18 protein-coding genes and 5 tRNA genes are annotated in these 16,268 nt (G+C 66.7%); 7 read left to right on the forward strand and 16 right to left on the reverse strand.

Annotation, left to right across the window (positions count from 1 at the left end):
• Positions 1-5: 5 nt before the first annotated feature.
• From trpB to hisI, 6 genes are all read right to left on the reverse strand, one after another.
• Complete coding sequence (trpB, locus tag Q0A15_RS11685; RefSeq protein ID WP_291279704.1) at positions 6-1,313, reverse strand: tryptophan synthase subunit beta; 1,308 nt, start codon at positions 1,311-1,313, stop codon at positions 6-8.
• Positions 1,314-1,388: 75 nt separating this feature from the next.
• A complete protein-coding gene (gene trpC / locus Q0A15_RS11690) occupies positions 1,389-2,198 on the reverse strand; it encodes an indole-3-glycerol phosphate synthase TrpC (RefSeq protein WP_291279705.1) in 810 nt (269 codons plus the stop codon).
• A 7-nt stretch (positions 2,199-2,205) separates the two neighbouring features.
• On the reverse strand, positions 2,206-2,460 hold the full coding sequence (locus Q0A15_RS11695; RefSeq protein WP_291279706.1) for an HGxxPAAW family protein: 255 nt from the start codon (positions 2,458-2,460) through the stop codon (positions 2,206-2,208).
• Positions 2,461-2,627: 167 nt separating this feature from the next.
• Positions 2,628-3,281: a Trp biosynthesis-associated membrane protein gene (locus Q0A15_RS11700; protein WP_291279707.1), complete on the reverse strand. Its 654-nt coding sequence runs from the start codon at positions 3,279-3,281 to the stop codon at positions 2,628-2,630.
• Positions 3,278-4,840, reverse strand: coding sequence for an anthranilate synthase component I (locus Q0A15_RS11705; RefSeq protein ID WP_291279708.1), 1,563 nt, complete (start codon positions 4,838-4,840; stop codon positions 3,278-3,280). The genes Q0A15_RS11700 and Q0A15_RS11705 overlap by 4 nt, the downstream gene beginning before the upstream one ends.
• Before the next feature lie 62 nt (positions 4,841-4,902).
• The gene (hisI, locus tag Q0A15_RS11710; protein ID WP_291279709.1) at positions 4,903-5,316 is read right to left on the reverse strand and encodes a phosphoribosyl-AMP cyclohydrolase; all 414 of its coding nucleotides are present in this window, start codon (positions 5,314-5,316) and stop codon (positions 4,903-4,905) included.
• Positions 5,317-5,460: 144 nt separating this feature from the next.
• On the opposite strand from hisI, the gene Q0A15_RS11715 reads away from it, so the two are divergent.
• Positions 5,461-6,099: a TIGR03085 family metal-binding protein gene (locus Q0A15_RS11715; protein WP_291279710.1), complete on the forward strand. Its 639-nt coding sequence runs from the start codon at positions 5,461-5,463 to the stop codon at positions 6,097-6,099.
• A gap of 51 nt (positions 6,100-6,150) precedes the next feature.
• Here the strand turns inward: Q0A15_RS11715 and hisF are convergent, their stop codons facing one another.
• The 8 genes from hisF to Q0A15_RS11755 form a co-directional block, all read right to left on the reverse strand.
• Positions 6,151-6,921: an imidazole glycerol phosphate synthase subunit HisF gene (gene hisF / locus Q0A15_RS11720; RefSeq protein WP_291279711.1), complete on the reverse strand. Its 771-nt coding sequence runs from the start codon at positions 6,919-6,921 to the stop codon at positions 6,151-6,153.
• Between the two features lie 22 nt (positions 6,922-6,943).
• Positions 6,944-7,792, reverse strand: coding sequence for an ATP phosphoribosyltransferase (gene hisG, locus Q0A15_RS11725; RefSeq protein ID WP_291279712.1), 849 nt, complete (start codon positions 7,790-7,792; stop codon positions 6,944-6,946).
• Between the two features lie 108 nt (positions 7,793-7,900).
• Positions 7,901-8,164, reverse strand: coding sequence for a phosphoribosyl-ATP diphosphatase (locus Q0A15_RS11730; protein ID WP_291279713.1), 264 nt, complete (start codon positions 8,162-8,164; stop codon positions 7,901-7,903).
• Between the two features lie 103 nt (positions 8,165-8,267).
• On the reverse strand, positions 8,268-8,942 hold the full coding sequence (gene rpe, locus Q0A15_RS11735) for a ribulose-phosphate 3-epimerase (RefSeq protein WP_291279714.1): 675 nt from the start codon (positions 8,940-8,942) through the stop codon (positions 8,268-8,270).
• 58 nt (positions 8,943-9,000) lie between these two features.
• The gene (locus Q0A15_RS11740) at positions 9,001-10,659 is read right to left on the reverse strand and encodes a transcription antitermination factor NusB (protein ID WP_291279715.1); all 1,659 of its coding nucleotides are present in this window, start codon (positions 10,657-10,659) and stop codon (positions 9,001-9,003) included.
• Entirely contained in the window at positions 10,656-11,600 is a 945-nt protein-coding gene (gene fmt, locus Q0A15_RS11745; RefSeq protein WP_291279716.1) for a methionyl-tRNA formyltransferase, read from the reverse strand. Before fmt ends, Q0A15_RS11740 begins: the two co-directional genes overlap by 4 nt.
• Positions 11,597-12,163: a peptide deformylase gene (def, locus tag Q0A15_RS11750; protein WP_291279717.1), complete on the reverse strand. Its 567-nt coding sequence runs from the start codon at positions 12,161-12,163 to the stop codon at positions 11,597-11,599. Before def ends, fmt begins: the two co-directional genes overlap by 4 nt.
• A gap of 141 nt (positions 12,164-12,304) precedes the next feature.
• On the reverse strand, positions 12,305-13,150 hold the full coding sequence (locus Q0A15_RS11755; RefSeq protein ID WP_291279718.1) for a cytochrome: 846 nt from the start codon (positions 13,148-13,150) through the stop codon (positions 12,305-12,307).
• Positions 13,151-13,383: 233 nt separating this feature from the next.
• Between Q0A15_RS11755 and Q0A15_RS11760 the strand changes: the two genes are divergently transcribed.
• The 6 genes from Q0A15_RS11760 to Q0A15_RS11785 all read left to right on the forward strand — a co-directional run bounded on the left by Q0A15_RS11760 (position 13,384) and on the right by Q0A15_RS11785 (position 14,846).
• A tRNA-Gly gene (locus Q0A15_RS11760) sits at positions 13,384-13,457 on the forward strand.
• Positions 13,458-13,507: 50 nt separating this feature from the next.
• Positions 13,508-13,581, forward strand: a tRNA-Cys gene (locus Q0A15_RS11765).
• A gap of 25 nt (positions 13,582-13,606) precedes the next feature.
• Positions 13,607-13,678, forward strand: a tRNA-Val gene (locus tag Q0A15_RS11770).
• A gap of 22 nt (positions 13,679-13,700) precedes the next feature.
• Positions 13,701-13,777 (forward strand) — tRNA-Gly (locus tag Q0A15_RS11775).
• 49 nt (positions 13,778-13,826) lie between these two features.
• Positions 13,827-13,898, forward strand: a tRNA-Val gene (locus tag Q0A15_RS11780).
• A gap of 60 nt (positions 13,899-13,958) precedes the next feature.
• A complete protein-coding gene (locus Q0A15_RS11785; protein ID WP_291279719.1) occupies positions 13,959-14,846 on the forward strand; it encodes a hypothetical protein in 888 nt (295 codons plus the stop codon).
• A 165-nt stretch (positions 14,847-15,011) separates the two neighbouring features.
• On the opposite strand, the gene Q0A15_RS11790 is transcribed toward Q0A15_RS11785, so the two are convergent.
• Positions 15,012-15,218 (reverse strand): antitoxin, encoded by a 207-nt coding sequence (locus tag Q0A15_RS11790; protein ID WP_291279720.1) that lies wholly within the window; start codon positions 15,216-15,218, stop codon positions 15,012-15,014.
• Positions 15,219-15,320: 102 nt separating this feature from the next.
• A partial coding sequence (gene zapE, locus Q0A15_RS11795) for a cell division protein ZapE (protein WP_291279721.1) occupies positions 15,321-16,268 on the reverse strand: 948 nt, incomplete at its 5' end.

Raw genomic sequence — 16,268 nt, forward strand, 5'->3', positions numbered from 1 at the left:
GGCCCTCACTCCCCCTCTTCTGCTGCGTTGGCGTCCAGCAGGCCGAACCAGCGGCCGGCTGTCGCGACGTCCTTGTCTCCACGCCCGGACAGCGAAACCACGACGATCTTCTCGGCCGGATCCTGCCCGTTCGCCTTGGCGGCCTCCGCAAGGCGCCGGCCGACCTTCATCGCACCGGCCAGGGCATGGGAGGACTCGATGGCTGGGATGATGCCCTCGGTACGGCACAGGAGCCGGAAGGCATCCATGGCCTCGGCGTCGGTGATGGGTTCGTAGACGGCCCGGCCGATGTCGTTGAGGTAGGAGTGCTCCGGGCCCACGCCCGGGTAGTCGAGGCCTGCAGAGATGGAGTGGGACTCCACGGTCTGGCCGTCCTCGTCCTGCATCAGGTAGGTGCGGGCGCCGTGCAGCACACCGGGGCGGCCCAAGGTGATGGTGGCCGCGTGGCGCCCGGTCTCCACACCGTCGCCACCGGCCTCCAACCCGTAGAGGGCCACGTCGGGGTCATCGAGGAAACCGTGGAAGATGCCGATGGCGTTGGAGCCGCCGCCCACACATGCACACACGGCGTCCGGCAGCCGACCGGCCTGGGCCAGGATCTGCTCCCTCGCCTCGTTGCCGATGACCTCGTGGAAGTAGCGGACCATGGCCGGGAACGGGTGTCCGCCCGCGGCCGTGCCGAGCAGGTAGTGGGTGTTCTCGACGTTGGTGACCCAGTCGCGCAGGGCCTCGTTGATGGCGTCCTTCAGCGTGCGGGACCCCGCGGTCACGGGGATCACCTTGGCGCCGAGAAGCTCCATTCGAGCGACGTTCAAGGCCTGGCGCTGCGTGTCTTCCTCACCCATGTAGACCACGCACTCCATGCCGAAGAGCGCGGCCGCCGTTGCGGAGGCGACCCCGTGCTGGCCTGCTCCGGTCTCCGCGATGAGGCGGGTCTTGCCCATCCTGCGAGCCAATAGCGCCTGGCCGAGCACGTTGTTGATCTTGTGGGATCCGGTGTGGTTGAGATCCTCGCGCTTGAGGAAGACACGGACGCCGCCTGCGTGCTCGGCGAAGCGCTTGGCCTCGGTGAGCAGGGACGGGCGGTTCGCGTAGTTGTGGGAGAGATCCTCGAGCTCCGCAATGAACTCCGGATCCACCTTGGCCTTCTCGAAGGTGTCCTCGAGCTGATCCATGGCGGCCATCAGCGACTCCGGCATCCAGCGGCCACCGTACTCACCGAAGTAGGGGCCGGGTGCGTGGCGCAGTTCCCCGCTGAGGAAGGCGTCCGCAAGACGCTGGGACCCAGCCGGACCGCTCGGGGTGGTGGACATCGATACTCCTCGACTTGGCTACTTCTTGGGTGACTCGGAAACGGCCCCGGTTGGCGCGGGTGGCCGCCTATCGGCTCAGCGGTGGGCGTCTGCGCCGGTCATGGTGAATTCCCTGACGGCCGCCTCGGGATCCGCACCCTTCACGAGTGCCTCACCCACCAGCACTGCATGAGCGCCCGCAGCAGCGTAGGTGGCCACGTCTGCGGCTGAGGAGACCCCGGATTCCGCCACCATCACCGCATCCGGGGGTAGGGCCGGGGCCAGGGTCGCGAATCGGGCGGGGTCCACGTCCAAGGTCTTCAGGTTGCGGACGTTGACGCCCACGATCTTGGCGCCCAGTGTCTTGGCACGGGCGACTTCTTCCTCGGTGTGTGTCTCGACGAGCGCGTTCATCCCCAAGGATTCGGTGAGGTCCAGGAACGTCCGCAGCTGCTCGTCGCTGAGTGCCGCCACGATCAACAGAATCAGGTCCGCCCCGTGCGCCCGGGCTTCCAGGATCTGGTATTCGTCAACCGTGAAGTCCTTGCGCAGCACCGGGATGTTCACCGCGGCACGGACCGCGTCCAGGTCCGCGAGCGAACCCCCGAAACGACGCTGTTCGGTCAACACCGAGATCGCTGCGGCTCCACCGCGCTCATAGGCCGCTGCCAGGGCAGCCGGCTCAGGAATGTCCGCCAGTGCGCCCTTGGAGGGAGACTTGCGCTTGACTTCGGAGATGCCGCCGAAGGGGTGCTCAGTGGTAGGAGTCAGCGCTGCCAGAGCGTCACGTGCGGGGGGAACTTCCGCGATGCGGTCGCGTAGCTGCGCGGCCGACACCTTCGCCTTGCGCACCTCGAGGTCCTCGCGGACCCCCTCGATGATCTGGTCCAGAACGGTGGATTCCACTTCGGTCTCAGTGACCCTTGGTGCGCTTGCCGCCCACGCCGAAGCCTGCGGCCTTGAGGATGCCGCCGACCACCAGGCCGAGCACCACGACCACGCCGCCGGCCCAGAACAGGACCCAGTTGGGGATGGTGAAGGCCACGCAGGAGACCACGAAGCCGATGAAGATGATCAGGAACATGATCCACGCAGCAGGAGTGTTGCCGTGGCCCGGCACCTCATCGAAGACCGGATCTGCGGACGTCTGCTGTTCGGTGGTCGCCATGGGGAACAAGCTCCTTCTCGGGTGGGGCCCGCAGTGGGCCGCCACTGTCTTGGGGTAAAGCGGGTGACTCGGGCGCCCAGAGTACTCCGGACACCTTCTCCCCTATTCTGCCACCTGTAGCGGCTCACCTGGACACGCGTGACACGCCGCGTCGGCTCGGGTCGGTTTCAGTGGAAGCGGGCTCCGCGCACGTCGCCGTCCGTAGGGTCGTCGCCATCGGTGAAGGCATCCCAGCGATCCACGTCATCCATGGTCTCGGGGGTCACCACGGCGTGACCGCTGCTGTGGCGCTCGAATCGCTTGGCGTGCTTCCAGTTTCGTCCCGCGACGAGCATCACCACGGCCATGACGCAGATCAGCGCCCCGCCGATCATGGCGACCCATGGCCAGAGACTGAGTTCGTAGGCTCCGATGCCGAGCCGTTCCAGGCCGAAGGACTCGGCCGTCTTCGAGGACGAGGCCGTGGCCGGATCACCCAGGACGGGGACGGTGAACCCGATCACCCCGGTGCCGACCAGTACCTGGATGGCACCGATGATCCATCGGGCCACCGGCCCGGTGATGGTGGTCGCAAGGGAACAGACCAGAGCCACCACGGCCAAGGCCAACACTGCTGAAGCGGCGTCGGTGCCGGACACAGAGACGGCATCGAGTTCCACACCCGTGGTGGGCGCGGCCACTGTCACCCAGGTCCGGGTCACGGCCAGCAGCACCACACCTGCGGCCAGGAGTCCGGCCACCACGACGTTGCGTTTGGCGAGCAGGCCCGTCCCCGGCGTCTTCGCGGCCGCCGCCGGTTCCGTCTGTGATGAGTCGGTCATCGGTGCGACTCCGGCAGCGCGGCTTCCGTCACGGAGTCTGCCACGTAGGCGGCCCGAAGCGGGGCGAAGGATTTGTTCATGGATTCAAGGCTCTCGGCATCAGGGTCGGAATCGGCCACGATGCCGCCGCCGGCCTGAACCTGCGCCACGCCGTCACGCAACAGGGCGGTGCGGATGGCGATCGCCATGTCCATGTCGCCCGCAAGGTCGAAGTAGCCGACCACGCCGCCATAGACGCCACGGCGCACGGGTTCCAGTTCGTCCAACAGTCGGAGTGCGCGCGGCTTCGGGGCACCGGAGAGCGTGCCGGCCGGGAACGTCGCGGCCAGCACGTCGTAGGCGGTGGAGTCCGCTTCCACCGTGCCCACCACGTTGGACACCAGGTGCATGATGTGACTGAAGCGCTCCACCTCCATGAACTGGGTGACCTCGACCGTTCCGGGGATACACACCTTGGAGAGGTCGTTACGGGACAGGTCCACAAGCATCAGGTGCTCGCTGCGTTCCTTCTCGTCTCCCAGCAGGTCCTTCTCCAACAACTGATCCGCCTCGTAGTCCGATCCGCGGGGTCGGGAACCCGCGATGGGGTGGGTCACCACCGCGTCGTTCTTGAGCGTGACCAGGGCCTCGGGGGACGAACCGACCACGGTGTACTCCCCGCCATCGGGGTGCGGGAACGTGTACAGGTACATGTACGGAGAGGGATTGGTGGCGCGCAGAACACGGTAGACGTTCAACGGATCGGCCTCGGTGTCGAGTTCGAAACGACGTGCGACGACGGCTTGGAAGACCTCACCGTCCACGATGGCCTCCTTGGTCTTCGCGATGGCCTCGCGGTAACCGGCCTCATCCCACACGTGCCGCGCAGCGGAGAAGAGCTGTTCGCGTGGCACGTCGAGCCCGCTGAAGGTGTGCGTGGATTCCGCTGCCGTGGCCGGGACGCTCAGGAGTTGGAGCATGTCCCCCAAGCGGCGTACTGCGTCCTCGTAGGCGGCATCCACGCCGGTGTCCTGGCCGTCCTTGTTGTAGGCGTTGGCCACCAGGGTCAGGGTGGAATCCGTGTTGTCGTGGATGGCCAGGTCGGTGACCAGGTCGAGTGCGACTTCCGGCAGGTTGGTGTCATCCACCGGTGGGTGCGGCAGCCGTTCCCAATGTCGCACGGCCTCCCAGCCCACGAAACCGACCAGTCCGGACGTCAGAGGAGTCTCAGCGGAGGTGCGGGGCAACCGAAGGTATTCCAGGGTGTCACGGAGGACATCCAGGGGGTGCCCCTCGGTGGGGACGCCCGCGGGCGGTGTACCGATCCAGAGCGCCTTTCCGTCCTTGGAGGTCAGGGTTGCGGCCGATCCGGCGCCGATGAAGGAGTAACGGGACCACACACCCTCAGCAGCTGACTCCATGAGAAAGGTGCCCGGGCGGCCTGCGGCCAACCGCGAGTACACGCCCACGGGGGTCAGCGCGTCTCCCAGGACCTTCATGGTGACCGGGATGACGCGTCGAGTCTCCGCCATGGTGCGGAAGGTCTCGAGGCTGGGAACAATTTCGCCGAAGCGACTCACGTGCGGTTCCTCCGTCAACGTTTCTGGCAAGGATTGAGGCAAGACTTGGACGTGGGGCGGGATCAGGCCGGCGAGCCGACCTCGGCCCCGAGATCTCTGCCGTCGAAGCAGGTCCGGGTCCCGGTGTGGCAGGCTGCGCCGATTTGGTCCACGCTCACCAGCAGGGCGTCTCCGTCGCAGTCCAGTGCAACGGACTTGACCCACTGCACGTGTCCGGAGGTGTCCCCCTTGCGCCAGTACTCCTGCCTGGAGCGGGACCAGAAAGTCACCCGCCCGGTGGTGAGTGTGCGGTGCAGCGCCTCCGGGTCCATCCAACCGAGCATGAGCACCTCATGGGTGTCGTACTGCTGCACCACCGCTGCGAGGAGCCCGTGCTCGTCGAGCTTGAGGCGTGCCGCGACAATGGGGTCGAGATCGGCCGAGGCGCCGCGCACCGAGGTGGGGGCCGAGGAGGGGGTCTGCTTCTGTGTGGACATCGTGGTCCATGGTACGCGTCGGGCTCGGATACAGCCGATCTCGTGAGCTCCGATGCCCGCCCATCACGTCATGCGAAAGTCACGTGCGACGCAGGACGGGTCACGAGGCCTCGGATCCCCCGGCGCGTGCTAGGTTCGTTGACGATGGACCTCGTCGATTTCTCCCGTGATCTTCTGGCCGAGACCCTGCTGGCTGCAGGGCCTTCGGCCTCGACGTTGTGCACCGGTTGGCAGACTCGCCACCTCGCGGCGCACCTTGTGCTTCGAGAACGCTTGAGCATGCTGAACCCCTTCGTCCGGGATGGGGAACGGCAGCTCCAGCTGATGGCGGCCAGGGCCGAGGATCCGGGCGCCTATGCCCGCCTCGTCATCGAGTTCCGGGAGGGTTCGGGAGCGCGTCCTTTGCGGTGGCCCGGTGTGGATTCGCTCGCGAATCTGCTCGAATACTTTGTGCACACCGAGGACGTACGCCGCGCGCGCGTCGTGTGGCGCCCCAGGCGACTGGGCCGCAGTTTCGACGAGAAGCTGTGGAGTCAGCTGGTCCAACGGGCCGCAGTGCTCTATCGCAAGGCACCCACCGGCATCGAGTTGGTGCGTCCCGACGGCCGCCGGAAGCGGGTGCATTCCGCACCGCGCCACAGCGATGCCGGCGTCGTGGAGATCCGCGGCGGGGTGGGCGAACTCGTCATGCACGCTCACGGACGCCCGCGTTCGGCCCTCATCACCTTGGACGGGGCGCCCGATGATCTGGCAGCCCTACGCGCGTTCCACGTGAAGATCTAGTGTCAGGTGAAGATCTAGCGTGAAGGTCCAGGCGTTTGCGATCCGAGAACCTCAGCGCACGTTCGCACCCGAGGCCCGCAACGCCTGCTTCACCTTGGCGATCATGTCGTCCGGGCCGAAGTGGAACATTGAGGCGGCCAGCACGGCGTCCGCCCCGGCCGCAACGGCCGGTGGGAAGTGCTCCGGCACCCCTGCCCCGCCGGAGGCGATCAACGGCACGTGCACTGCAGCGCGAACGTCGCGGATCATCTGAAGATCGAAACCGTCCTTGGTGCCGTCCGCGTCGATGGAATTGAGCAGGATCTCCCCGACGCCGCGGCGCGATGCCTCCTGGGCCCAGGCCACGGCGTCGATTCCGGTCCCCTCACGTCCGCCCTTGACCGTGACCTCATAACCCGAGGGAAGGTCGCTCCGGTCGCTGCGGCGGGCATCCAAGGAGAGCGTCAGCACCTGCGAGCCGAAGCGTTGGGTGATCTCGTCGATCACCTCGGGACGCACCACCGCCGCGGTATTGATGCCGGCCTTGTCCGCGCCCGCGCGCAGCAGCCGGTCCACGTCGTCGGCCGTGCGGACTCCACCACCCACCGTCAGGGGGATGAACACCTGGTCGGCGGCACGTGCCACCATGTCGTACACGGTGGCGCGGTCGCCGGAGGAGGCCGTGACGTCGAGGAAGGTCAGTTCGTCCGCACCGGCCCTGCCGTAGCGTGCCGCGAGTTCCACGGGGTCACCCGCGTCCCGCAGGTTCTCGAAGTTGACACCCTTCACCACACGGCCGTTGTCGACATCGAGGCAAGGGATCACACGGACGGCAACGGACATGACGGTCTACCTTTCGAGGGGATCAGATGCGGCAGGCGTTGATCGCCGTGACCAGGATGGCGCGGGCGCCGATGGCGTAAAGATCGTCCATGATCTGGTTGGTGGTCTCCTTGCGCACCATGGAGCGCACCGCGACCCAGCCGTCATCCTTCAGCGGGGACACGGTCGGGGACTCCAGGCCCGGGGTCAGCGCGGAGGCGCGATCCACGAGGTCCTTGGGGATGTCGTAGTCCAGCAGCACGTAGCGGTGGGCCACGAGCACGCCGGTGAGTCGACGCTGCAGCACGTCCAGCCCGTCCGGGCGGGAACCGGCGTTGCCGATGAGGATCGCCTCGGAGTGCATCACCGGTTCGCCGAAGGGCTCCAGTCCCGCCGCACGCATGGTGGATCCGGTCTCCACGACGTCGGCGATGACATCGGCCACACCCAGCCGGATGGAGGTCTCGATGGCGCCGTCCAGGCGGACCGTGGAGGCGTTGATGCCGCGCTCCTGCAAGTAGTTGGAGACGAGCACCTGGTAGCTGGTGGCGATGCGCTTGCCCTCCAGCTCCGCTTCCTCGGAGTACGTGCCGGCCGGGGATGCGAAACGGAACGTGGACTTACCCACGCCCAGGCTCATCAGTTCCTCGGCGTCGCCGTTGATGTCGGCATCGAGGAACAGGTCCCGGCCGGTGATCCCGAGGTCGAGGACGCCACGGGCCACGTACACGGCGATGTCTCGTGGGCGGAGGTAGAAGAACTCGATGTCGTTCTCGGGGTCGGTGATGGCCAGTTCGCGGCGGTCGCGACGCTGCCGGTAACCGGCCTCGGAGAGCATCGAGGAGACGGCCTCGGAGAGGCTTCCCTTGTTGGGGACTGCAATGCGGAGCATGGAAAGTACCTGACGTGAGTTGAGTCTGCAGAGGTGTTTGACCGGAGCTCGCCGCCGTGAGGGCGCACCCGAGCGGTCGGATTCGACCGTGGGTGAACCATCCGACGGCTACAGGTGCTTGTAGACGTCCTCCAGGCTGATGCCCTTGGCGAGCATCATCACCTGTACGTGGTAGATCAGCTGCGACATCTCGGCTGCAGCCTCGTCGAGGGACTCGTACTCCGAGGCCATCCAGACCTCGGCGGCCTCCTCGACGATCTTCTTACCGATCTGGTGCACGCCGGCATCCAGCTCGGCGACCGTTCCGGAGCCCTCCGGCCGTTCCTCGGCCTTGGTGGAGAGTTCCGCGAAGAGCGATTCGAAAGTTTTCACGCGTCTCAGGCTACCGGCCTGCACCGCGCGGATCCGAACTCGTGACGGGAGTGCTCCGTCTCATTCACCTGCCTGACGCGTTGCCATGCCCGACGGCGCTGGGTCAGGCCCGTTCTCCGGCGGCGGCCGCGCGGAGCGCCGCGATGGCCGCGGCCACGTCGTGGGCCCCGTACACCGCGGATCCCGCCACGAACGTGTCCGCGCCGGCATCGGCTGCCATGGCGATGGTGTCCAGGTTCACTCCGCCGTCGATCTGCAGCGCGACCCGTCCGCCCGCGGCATCGATGGCGGCGCGTGCCGCCCTGATCTTGGGCAGCGTGACCTCGAGGAAGGACTGGCCGCCGAATCCGGGCTCCACCGTCATCAGCAGCAGCATGTCGATCTCCGGCAGCAGGTCCAGCCACGGGCCTACCGGGGTGGCGGGGCGCAGCGCCACGGAGGCCTTGGATCCCAGGGACCTGATGGTGCGTGCCAGCCGGATGGGGGCTTGGGTCGCCTCGGCATGGAAGGTGACGGACGTGGCGCCGAGTTCCGCGTAGGCGGGGGCCCAGCGGTCTGCGTCCTCGATCATGAGATGCACGTCCAGCGGCACAGGAGAGACCCTCTGCACGCCTTCCACGATGGGCAGCCCCAGGGTGAGATTGGGGACGAAGTGGTTGTCCATCACGTCCACGTGGACGGCATCCGCGGTCTCGATGGCGTGCAGCTCCTCCTGCAGGCGCATGAAGTCCGCGGACAGGATGCTTGGGTGGATGGAACAGCCGCGGGGCTGAGTCATGGTCGGCTCCTCGTCGGGTGGAGGTGTGGTTGAGGGATTGGCGAACTGGTGGTTCGGGTCAGGACCGGGTGAGCAGCGCCATGAACATGGCGTCGGTGCCATGGGCATGAGGGAAGAGCTGAACAGTGGAGCCTGTGGTTGAACCGATCACCGAGTCGGCAGGCCGGGTCGCGCCCACCGAGGTGCCTGCCGCGGAGTCGAGCGCGGCACCCGTATCCAGCAGGGTCACGTCCTTTCTGCGGTGCAGCACGTCCTCGATGACGGCCACGGTCTCCGCAGGGTGTGGCGAACAGGTCACGTAGGCCAGCACGCCGCCTGGGCGCAGCGCCCCGAGGCCGGAGAGCAGCAGTTCCGTCTGCAGCTTCGTCAGGTCCGGAATGTCCGCGGCGCTCTTGCGCCAGCGTGCTTCAGGACGCCGACGCAGGGCGCCGAGACCCGAGCACGGAGCATCCACCATGATGCGGTCGAAGGACTCCGGCTGTTTCTTCCCCAGTGTCCGACCATCGCCCGCCCTGACCGTCCACGCGGATGCGGGAACCGCGGTGAGGCCCTTGCGCACCAGCTCGGCGCGGTGCTCCGCCACCTCGTTGGCCACCAGGTGTGCACCGCGCTGCGCGGCGATGGCGCCCGACAATGCGGCCTTGCCGCCGGGGCCTGCACACAGGTCCAGCCACCTCTCGTCCTGTCCGGCTCCGGGCAGCTCCACCTCGGCAAGGGCTCGGGCCACCAGTTGTGACCCCGCGTCCTGGACCCGGACCACACCCTCCGCCACGCCCGGCAACCGATGCGGGTCTCCCCCGGCCGCGGTGCTCCAGGCGCCAGGAACCAGCTCGGAGCGTTGCGCACCTGCCGCCTCCAACTCCCCGGTCAGGTCGTCTCCCAGCCCGGGCAACTGGACCAGGTTCACGGCCGGTGCCGCGTTGTCGGCTGCCAGCAGGTCCTCAAGCTCCCCCGCGCCGCGGCCGTGCACCACAAGGGCTTGTTTCAGCACGCGAGCGATCCACGCCGGATGCGAATACCGCAGGGCCAGGGACTCCACGGGGTCCGCAGCGGACTCGCTGACGAGGTCCTTCCACTCTTCCGGTTCCTTCTCGCTGACCCGACGCAGGACCGCGTTGACGAATCCCCCGGCTCCAGCACCCACCAGGTCACGCGTCAGGGCGACCGTGGCGTCGAGTGCGGCGTGGGCGGGGATGCGGGTGAACAGCAGCTGGTAGGCCCCCAACCTCAGCACGTCCAAAACCGGCGGGTCCACGCGCTTCAGTGGACGGTCCACACAGCGGGAGACCACGGCGTCGAGCAGACCGCGTTCACGCAGGGTGCCGTACGTGAGTTCCGTGGCCAGACCGGCATCTCTGCGGTCGAGGTGATGCCGGCGAATGGCGGCTGGGAGGGCCAGGTTCGCGTAGGCGTCGTCCTGGTCCACGGCACGCAAGACCTCGAAGGCCGTTGCGCGGGACGGATCCGCAGTGCGCGCGCGCTCGGCAGGCGAGAGCGAGCCGTACTGCCGAGGGGATCCGCCCTGCCCACGGTGACGCTGGCGGCCCGCCTCGTCGCGACGATCGCTGCCCCCCGCACCCCTGGAACCACGGTTTCCACCCCGGGACTGGGCGCGGCTTCCGCGGTTGCCCTGGCCGCTTCGATCTCCCTGGCCACGTCGGTTTCCCTGGCCACGCTGTCCTCCGCCGTTTCCACGGTTTCCGTCTGCCGCGCTCATCCGAGCACCGTCCCATCAAGATCGATGCCGCGGGCCCAGTCCGTGGCGTTCATCATTTTCTTCCCTGCGGGCTGCACCTGGGTGAGCGCAACGGCCCCGTGGCCGGTGCCGAGCAGCACTCGGCCGTGTTTGCCGGATTCGACGGCCAGATGTCCGGCGCCCAGATCCTGATGCATCGAATCGACGGATTCCTGCACCACGTCCACGCGACCGAGCTTCAGGGTGCCTTCCCCCAACGACACGAAGGCTCCGGGCTCCGGGGTGACCCCGGCAATGCGGTCGTGGACCGCCTGGGCGGAGGCGCTCAGGTCCACGCGCCCGTCGTTGCGGTTGAGTTTGGGTGCCAAGGTCGGTTCACCCTGCTGGGGTGTGGGTTCGATGCGTCCGGCGATCAGGTCCGGAACACAGCGTGAGAGCAGCTCCGCGCCCTCGTGAGACAGCTTGGCCAACAGGGTGGCCGCCGTGTCCTCCGGCTGGATGGGCAGCGGGGTCGATCCCACGATGGGGCCCGTGTCCAGTCCCTTCTCCAGCACGAAGACGGTGGCAGCCGTGGCGTCCATCCCCTGGATCAGGGCCCACTGAACCGGTGCGGCACCGCGCAGCAGCGGCAGCTCGGAGAAGTGGAGGTTCACCCACCCGTGCCGGGGCACGTTCAGGGTCCGTTCCGGGATGAGGCCGCCATAAGCCACCACCACGGCGAGGTCCGCGTCCACGGCGGCCAGGGCCTCGTGGGTCTGATCGTCGATCCGGGAAGCCTTGATGGTGGGGATGCCGAGTTCGTCCGCCACCGACGCTACGGGAGAGGGTGTCAGCACCCGTTTGCGTCCGGTGGGGGCATCGGGCCGGGTCAGCACCGCGGCGACATCGTGGCCATCCGCCACGAGCCTGCGCAGCGGTTCCACCGCCGGTTCCGGCGTCCCTGCGTAGATCAATCTGCTCATGATGCACCGACCCCGAATGCGGACCCCACGTTGCCGGCCCGCTCCAGACCCACCTGATTGGCATGGGTGGTGAAGCGCTGGGAACGGATGGCAGCGAAGGCCTGTTTCCGGTCGGCACCTGTGAGGTGGTCGATGTAGAGCTTTCCGCTGAGGTGGTCTGTCTCATGCTGGAAGCAGCGCGCCAGTAGGCCGGTCCCGGTCAACGTGATCGGGTTCCCGTCCAGGTCTTGGCCATGCACCGTCACGGAGTCGGGGCGGGGCAGGTGGAAGCCGAGGCCCGGAACGGAGAGGCAGCCTTCCGATCCCTCCGTGTCCGTACCGGCGTGCGGGTCCACCGAGACCACCGGATTGCACACGGCGCCCGCCTCGTTTCCCACGTGATAAACGAACAGGCTCTGACTCACGCCGATCTGCGGGGCGGCGAGTCCCACACCGTTGACGGCTTCCATGGTCTGATGCATGTCCTGCACCAGGTGCCTCAGCTTGTCGTCGAAGCGGGTCACGGGGTCGGTCTGCGTGCGCAGGACGGGATCCCCCACCACCCTCACGGGTAGAACGGTCACTGTGTGGGCCTCCTGGGTCGGATTCGATCGGCGTCGACTCGGCGCGGCAAGAACTGCAGCGGCGGCCGTCGCCTCGCCCCCATCCTATTTGAGAGCGCTCGGTGTCCGACCCGCGGCTCGTACCAACGAACGGAGGCACCCTCAGCCGGCGGGTGGCGGCGGGACCGGACGCAGGGCCGGCCCCGCCCCGGCCAGGCTCCGGCCGGTCTCCCACACCTGACGTAGAGCCCAGAACCGACGCCAGTACGCGGGCAGCACGCTCGACTCGGCCTGCTGCGCCACCACCTCCGTCTCTCCCAGGGCCACACCGAGCAGCATGGCGTCACGGGGATACGGCCACGCCTCCCAGGTACCGGCCTCGGCGTCCACGAGCCGTTCCTGAGCCTGCGCACCCGCGGCCAGCTGCATGACCACCTTGGGATCCAACGGTTTCACCCGACCGTCCCGCGTGGTGCCCTTGGTCTTGTAGTCGATGATGCAGACGCGCCCGCCGATCTCCGCGATCAGATCCAGGGTGCCCGCGTAGCCCACCTCCGCGTTCCAGATGGTGGCTTCCGGCGCCAACGGCCGGACGTCGTAGAGGTCCCACCACTCGTCGAACCTGTCCGCGAACGCGCCCTCCCCGTGCGCGTTCAATTCCTCCCTTGCCGCAGCGGCCTGGTGTTCCTGCCCCAGGGCCCGCAATGCGACCTGTTCCGCATATCCGTGGACGCGATCGCCGCGTGCTGCGGCGACATCGCGGTGCTGAGACGACGCGGAGGAGGCATCGCGTGCGATCTGACGAAGCCTGCCGGGCTGCCCGACCGCCGTGGAGAGCCGTTGGTCCTGGATGACCGCCTGCGCGGCCATGTGGCCGGCCCAACCGGTGAGATCCATGGCCGCTTCACCGATCACGGTGGTGATGGATGGAACCTCCGGTGCCCCACCGAGTGACCTCGAATACATTCTCCCCAGTTCGGTGGCATGGGCTAGCTGTGGTTGCGTCATGGAACCATCGTGACACGCCCCCCTGACAGATCGCCGACTTCCCCGTGATCACGGCGATCCTAGGTACTTCCAGAATGAGAAAGGGGCATTCTTTTGGACCGTCTAGCGGCATTCCCAGACGGCAGGAACCCCCGATTTGGAATCTGCCCTCAGTGTGGGTTAGAGTTTCTTGTCGTTGGGCCGACGCGGCACGGACCTCCTGAAGGTCATGACCGTGACAAGCTTCAACGAATGCGGACATAGCTCAGCTGGCTAGAGCGCCACCTTGCCAAGGTGGAGGTCGCGGGTTCGAATCCCGTTGTCCGCTCGCAATCCACTTGCTGCCCGGTCCGCCGGACACCGTGTTCGCACGGAGATGGTGGGGTGGCCGAGAGGCGAGGCAGCGGCCTGCAAAGCCGTATACGCGGGTTCGAATCCCGTCCCCACCTCCAGTAGGAGGATTGCAAACGCCTTTGGGCGCGATTAGCGCAGCGGTAGCGCGCTTCCCTGACACGGAAGAGGTCACTGGTTCGATCCCAGTATCGCGCACGGAGATCATTCGTGATCTCATGCGGACATAGCTCAGCTGGCTAGAGCGCCACCTTGCCAAGGTGGAGGTCGCGGGTTCGAATCCCGTTGTCCGCTCCACATCCCCAAACATTCGCCCATTCGATGAAATTCGTGGGGGGATTGTTCGGCGCGATTAGCGCAGCGGTAGCGCGCTTCCCTGACACGGAAGAGGTCACTGGTTCGATCCCAGTATCGCGCACAAAGGAAAGACCCTGGCTCCGGCCAGGGTCTTCTTTCGTCTTCGGGTAGTCTGCCTCACATGACTATCACTCGTCGCGCCACCGCAGTCCTTGCTCTGTCCGCCATCGCCGGCCTCGGTCTGACCGCCTGCGACAACGGTCCCAAGCCCGTTGACGACAAGTCCGGTTCCGCCCGAACCGACAAGGGCGGCCAAACCGACAAGGGCGGGAAGGGCGGAGCGAAGCAGGCCTCCGCCAAGTTGACTGCTGAGGATTTTTCCGAGCGGATGGCCAAGGCGCAGGAGCAGGCCGGTTCGGTCCACCTCGAGATGAAGATCGAGACGATGGGTATGACCATGCCCATGAGTGCCGACATGGTGCTTCCCGAGGACAACGATCCCAACGACGTCAAGATGCGTATGACCATGGACATGTCGGCCGTAGCCGGAATGGGTGGCACCGGTTCGGAGGAGGTGCCGGACAGCATGGAGATGATCATGATCGGAACCAAGGAGATCTACATGAAGATGGGCTCCTTGACTCAGGAGAAGTACGCCAAGATGTCCCAGGACCAGCTGCAGACCATGAATCTGGACCAGTCCATGAACGGTTCCGACCCGGCGGCCCAGGCAGAGCTCATGAAGAAGTACCTCAAGGAGTTCAAGGAGAACGGGACCGAGACCATCGACGGTGTCGAGACCACCCGCTACGACGTCACGGTGGACACCGAGATGCTGACGGAACAGGCCGAGTCCCAGGGGGAAGACTCCGCCAGCGCCGCAGCGGGGGTCTTCGGTGACGAGTTGGTCTACAAGATGTGGATCGGCGAGGACGACCTTCCCCGGAAGATGGCCTTCGACATGGGCACGTCCGGCAGCACGGAGATGACCTTCTCCAAGTGGGGCGAGGACCTGGAGATCTCGGCTCCGCCGGCTGACCAGATCACCGAGGGCCTGCCCGGCTTCTGATCTCGCCACCACGGCTCTCTCACCTCGTGAGGAAACGAAGGAGGGGTTCACGACCATGCGGTCGTGAACCCCTCCACCTCGTTGGCCTTCAAGTTTCGGCCCCGTTCGAACGGCGCGCCCCTCGAGGCTGCGACCTGCTCGTCCGTGATTCCGCAACGGCGGAGATCACTTCTTGAACTTGTCCACCAGACCGCTCGCCGCATCCTGCGCCTTGTCGACGCCTGCGGAGAACTTGCCTCCCGACTTGTCGTCGATGAAGTCACCGGCCTTGGTGATCCCGTCCTTCACGGAGTCGGCGTGATCAGCAGCGAAATCCTTCGCGGCATTCGCGCCTTCACCGATCTTGTTCTTGGCATCGTCGAGGAAAGACAAGGCCACCTCCTTCCCTTCACCGCGGAGGTCTGCACCCTTCCGCGTCCTGGAACCCAGAGGTTACCAGCACTCGCAGCAGATGAGTAGGGCCTCACGGAAGCTTCAGACTCCCGCGCTCCCCTGACCTTCACGCACCAGCGCGGTCATGCGAGACACGGTCCGGTAGTACTTCTTCATGTATCCGCCGTTCATCATCTCCTCCGTGAAGAGGCGATCGAAGGGTTCGCCGGAGGCCAGGATCGGCACATCCTTGTCGTAGAGGCGGTCGGCCAACACCACGAAGCGTAGGGCCGTTGCCTGGTTGGTGATGGTTCCCACGTTGTGCAGGGCCAACACCTCCACGTCCTGGATCATCTGCCGATATCGTGACGGGTGCACGCGGGAGAGGTGCTCCAGCAGGTCAGCGAAGTCGTCCACCGCTAGCGTCTTGTCCGGGTAACGCTGCTGAGCCAACCCCGCCACGTCAGAGTCGGCCAGCGGCTGGGGTGCGTCCGGTAGGCCGCGGTGACGGTAGTCCTCGCCGTCGATCCGGAGGGTCTCGAACTGGTCGGAGAGCACCTGGATCTCCCGGCGGAAGTCCTGGGCCGCGAAGCGGCCCTCTCCCAAGGCACCCGGCAGGGTGTTGGAGGTCGCGGCCAGCTTGACCCCTGCGTCGGCCAGTTCCCTCATGAGCCGGGACATGAGCACCGTGTCCCCGGGGTCGTCGAGCTCGAATTCGTCGATGCAGACCAGGTCATAACCCTTGAGCACGTCCACGGCCTGCCGGAAGGAGAGAGCACCGACCAGGTTGGTGTACTCCACAAACGTACCGAAGGCACGCTTGCCCTCGGCAGCGTGCCAGAGGGAGGCCAACAAGTGGGTCTTGCCGACGCCGAACCCTCCGTCGAGGTAGATGCCGGCGGGCTCCTTGGACTTGCCCTTGCCGAAGAGCTTGCCGAGGAACCCTCCCCCGGAGCTCTTCCCCACGCCCTGCGCAAAGCGACTCAGGCGGTCCACGGCGGCAGCCTGACTGGGCTGGGAGGGATCCGGGATGTAGGTGTCGAAGGAGAC

Source organism: Galactobacter sp. (assembly GCF_022712295.1).
Classification (GTDB): domain Bacteria; phylum Actinomycetota; class Actinomycetes; order Actinomycetales; family Micrococcaceae; genus Galactobacter.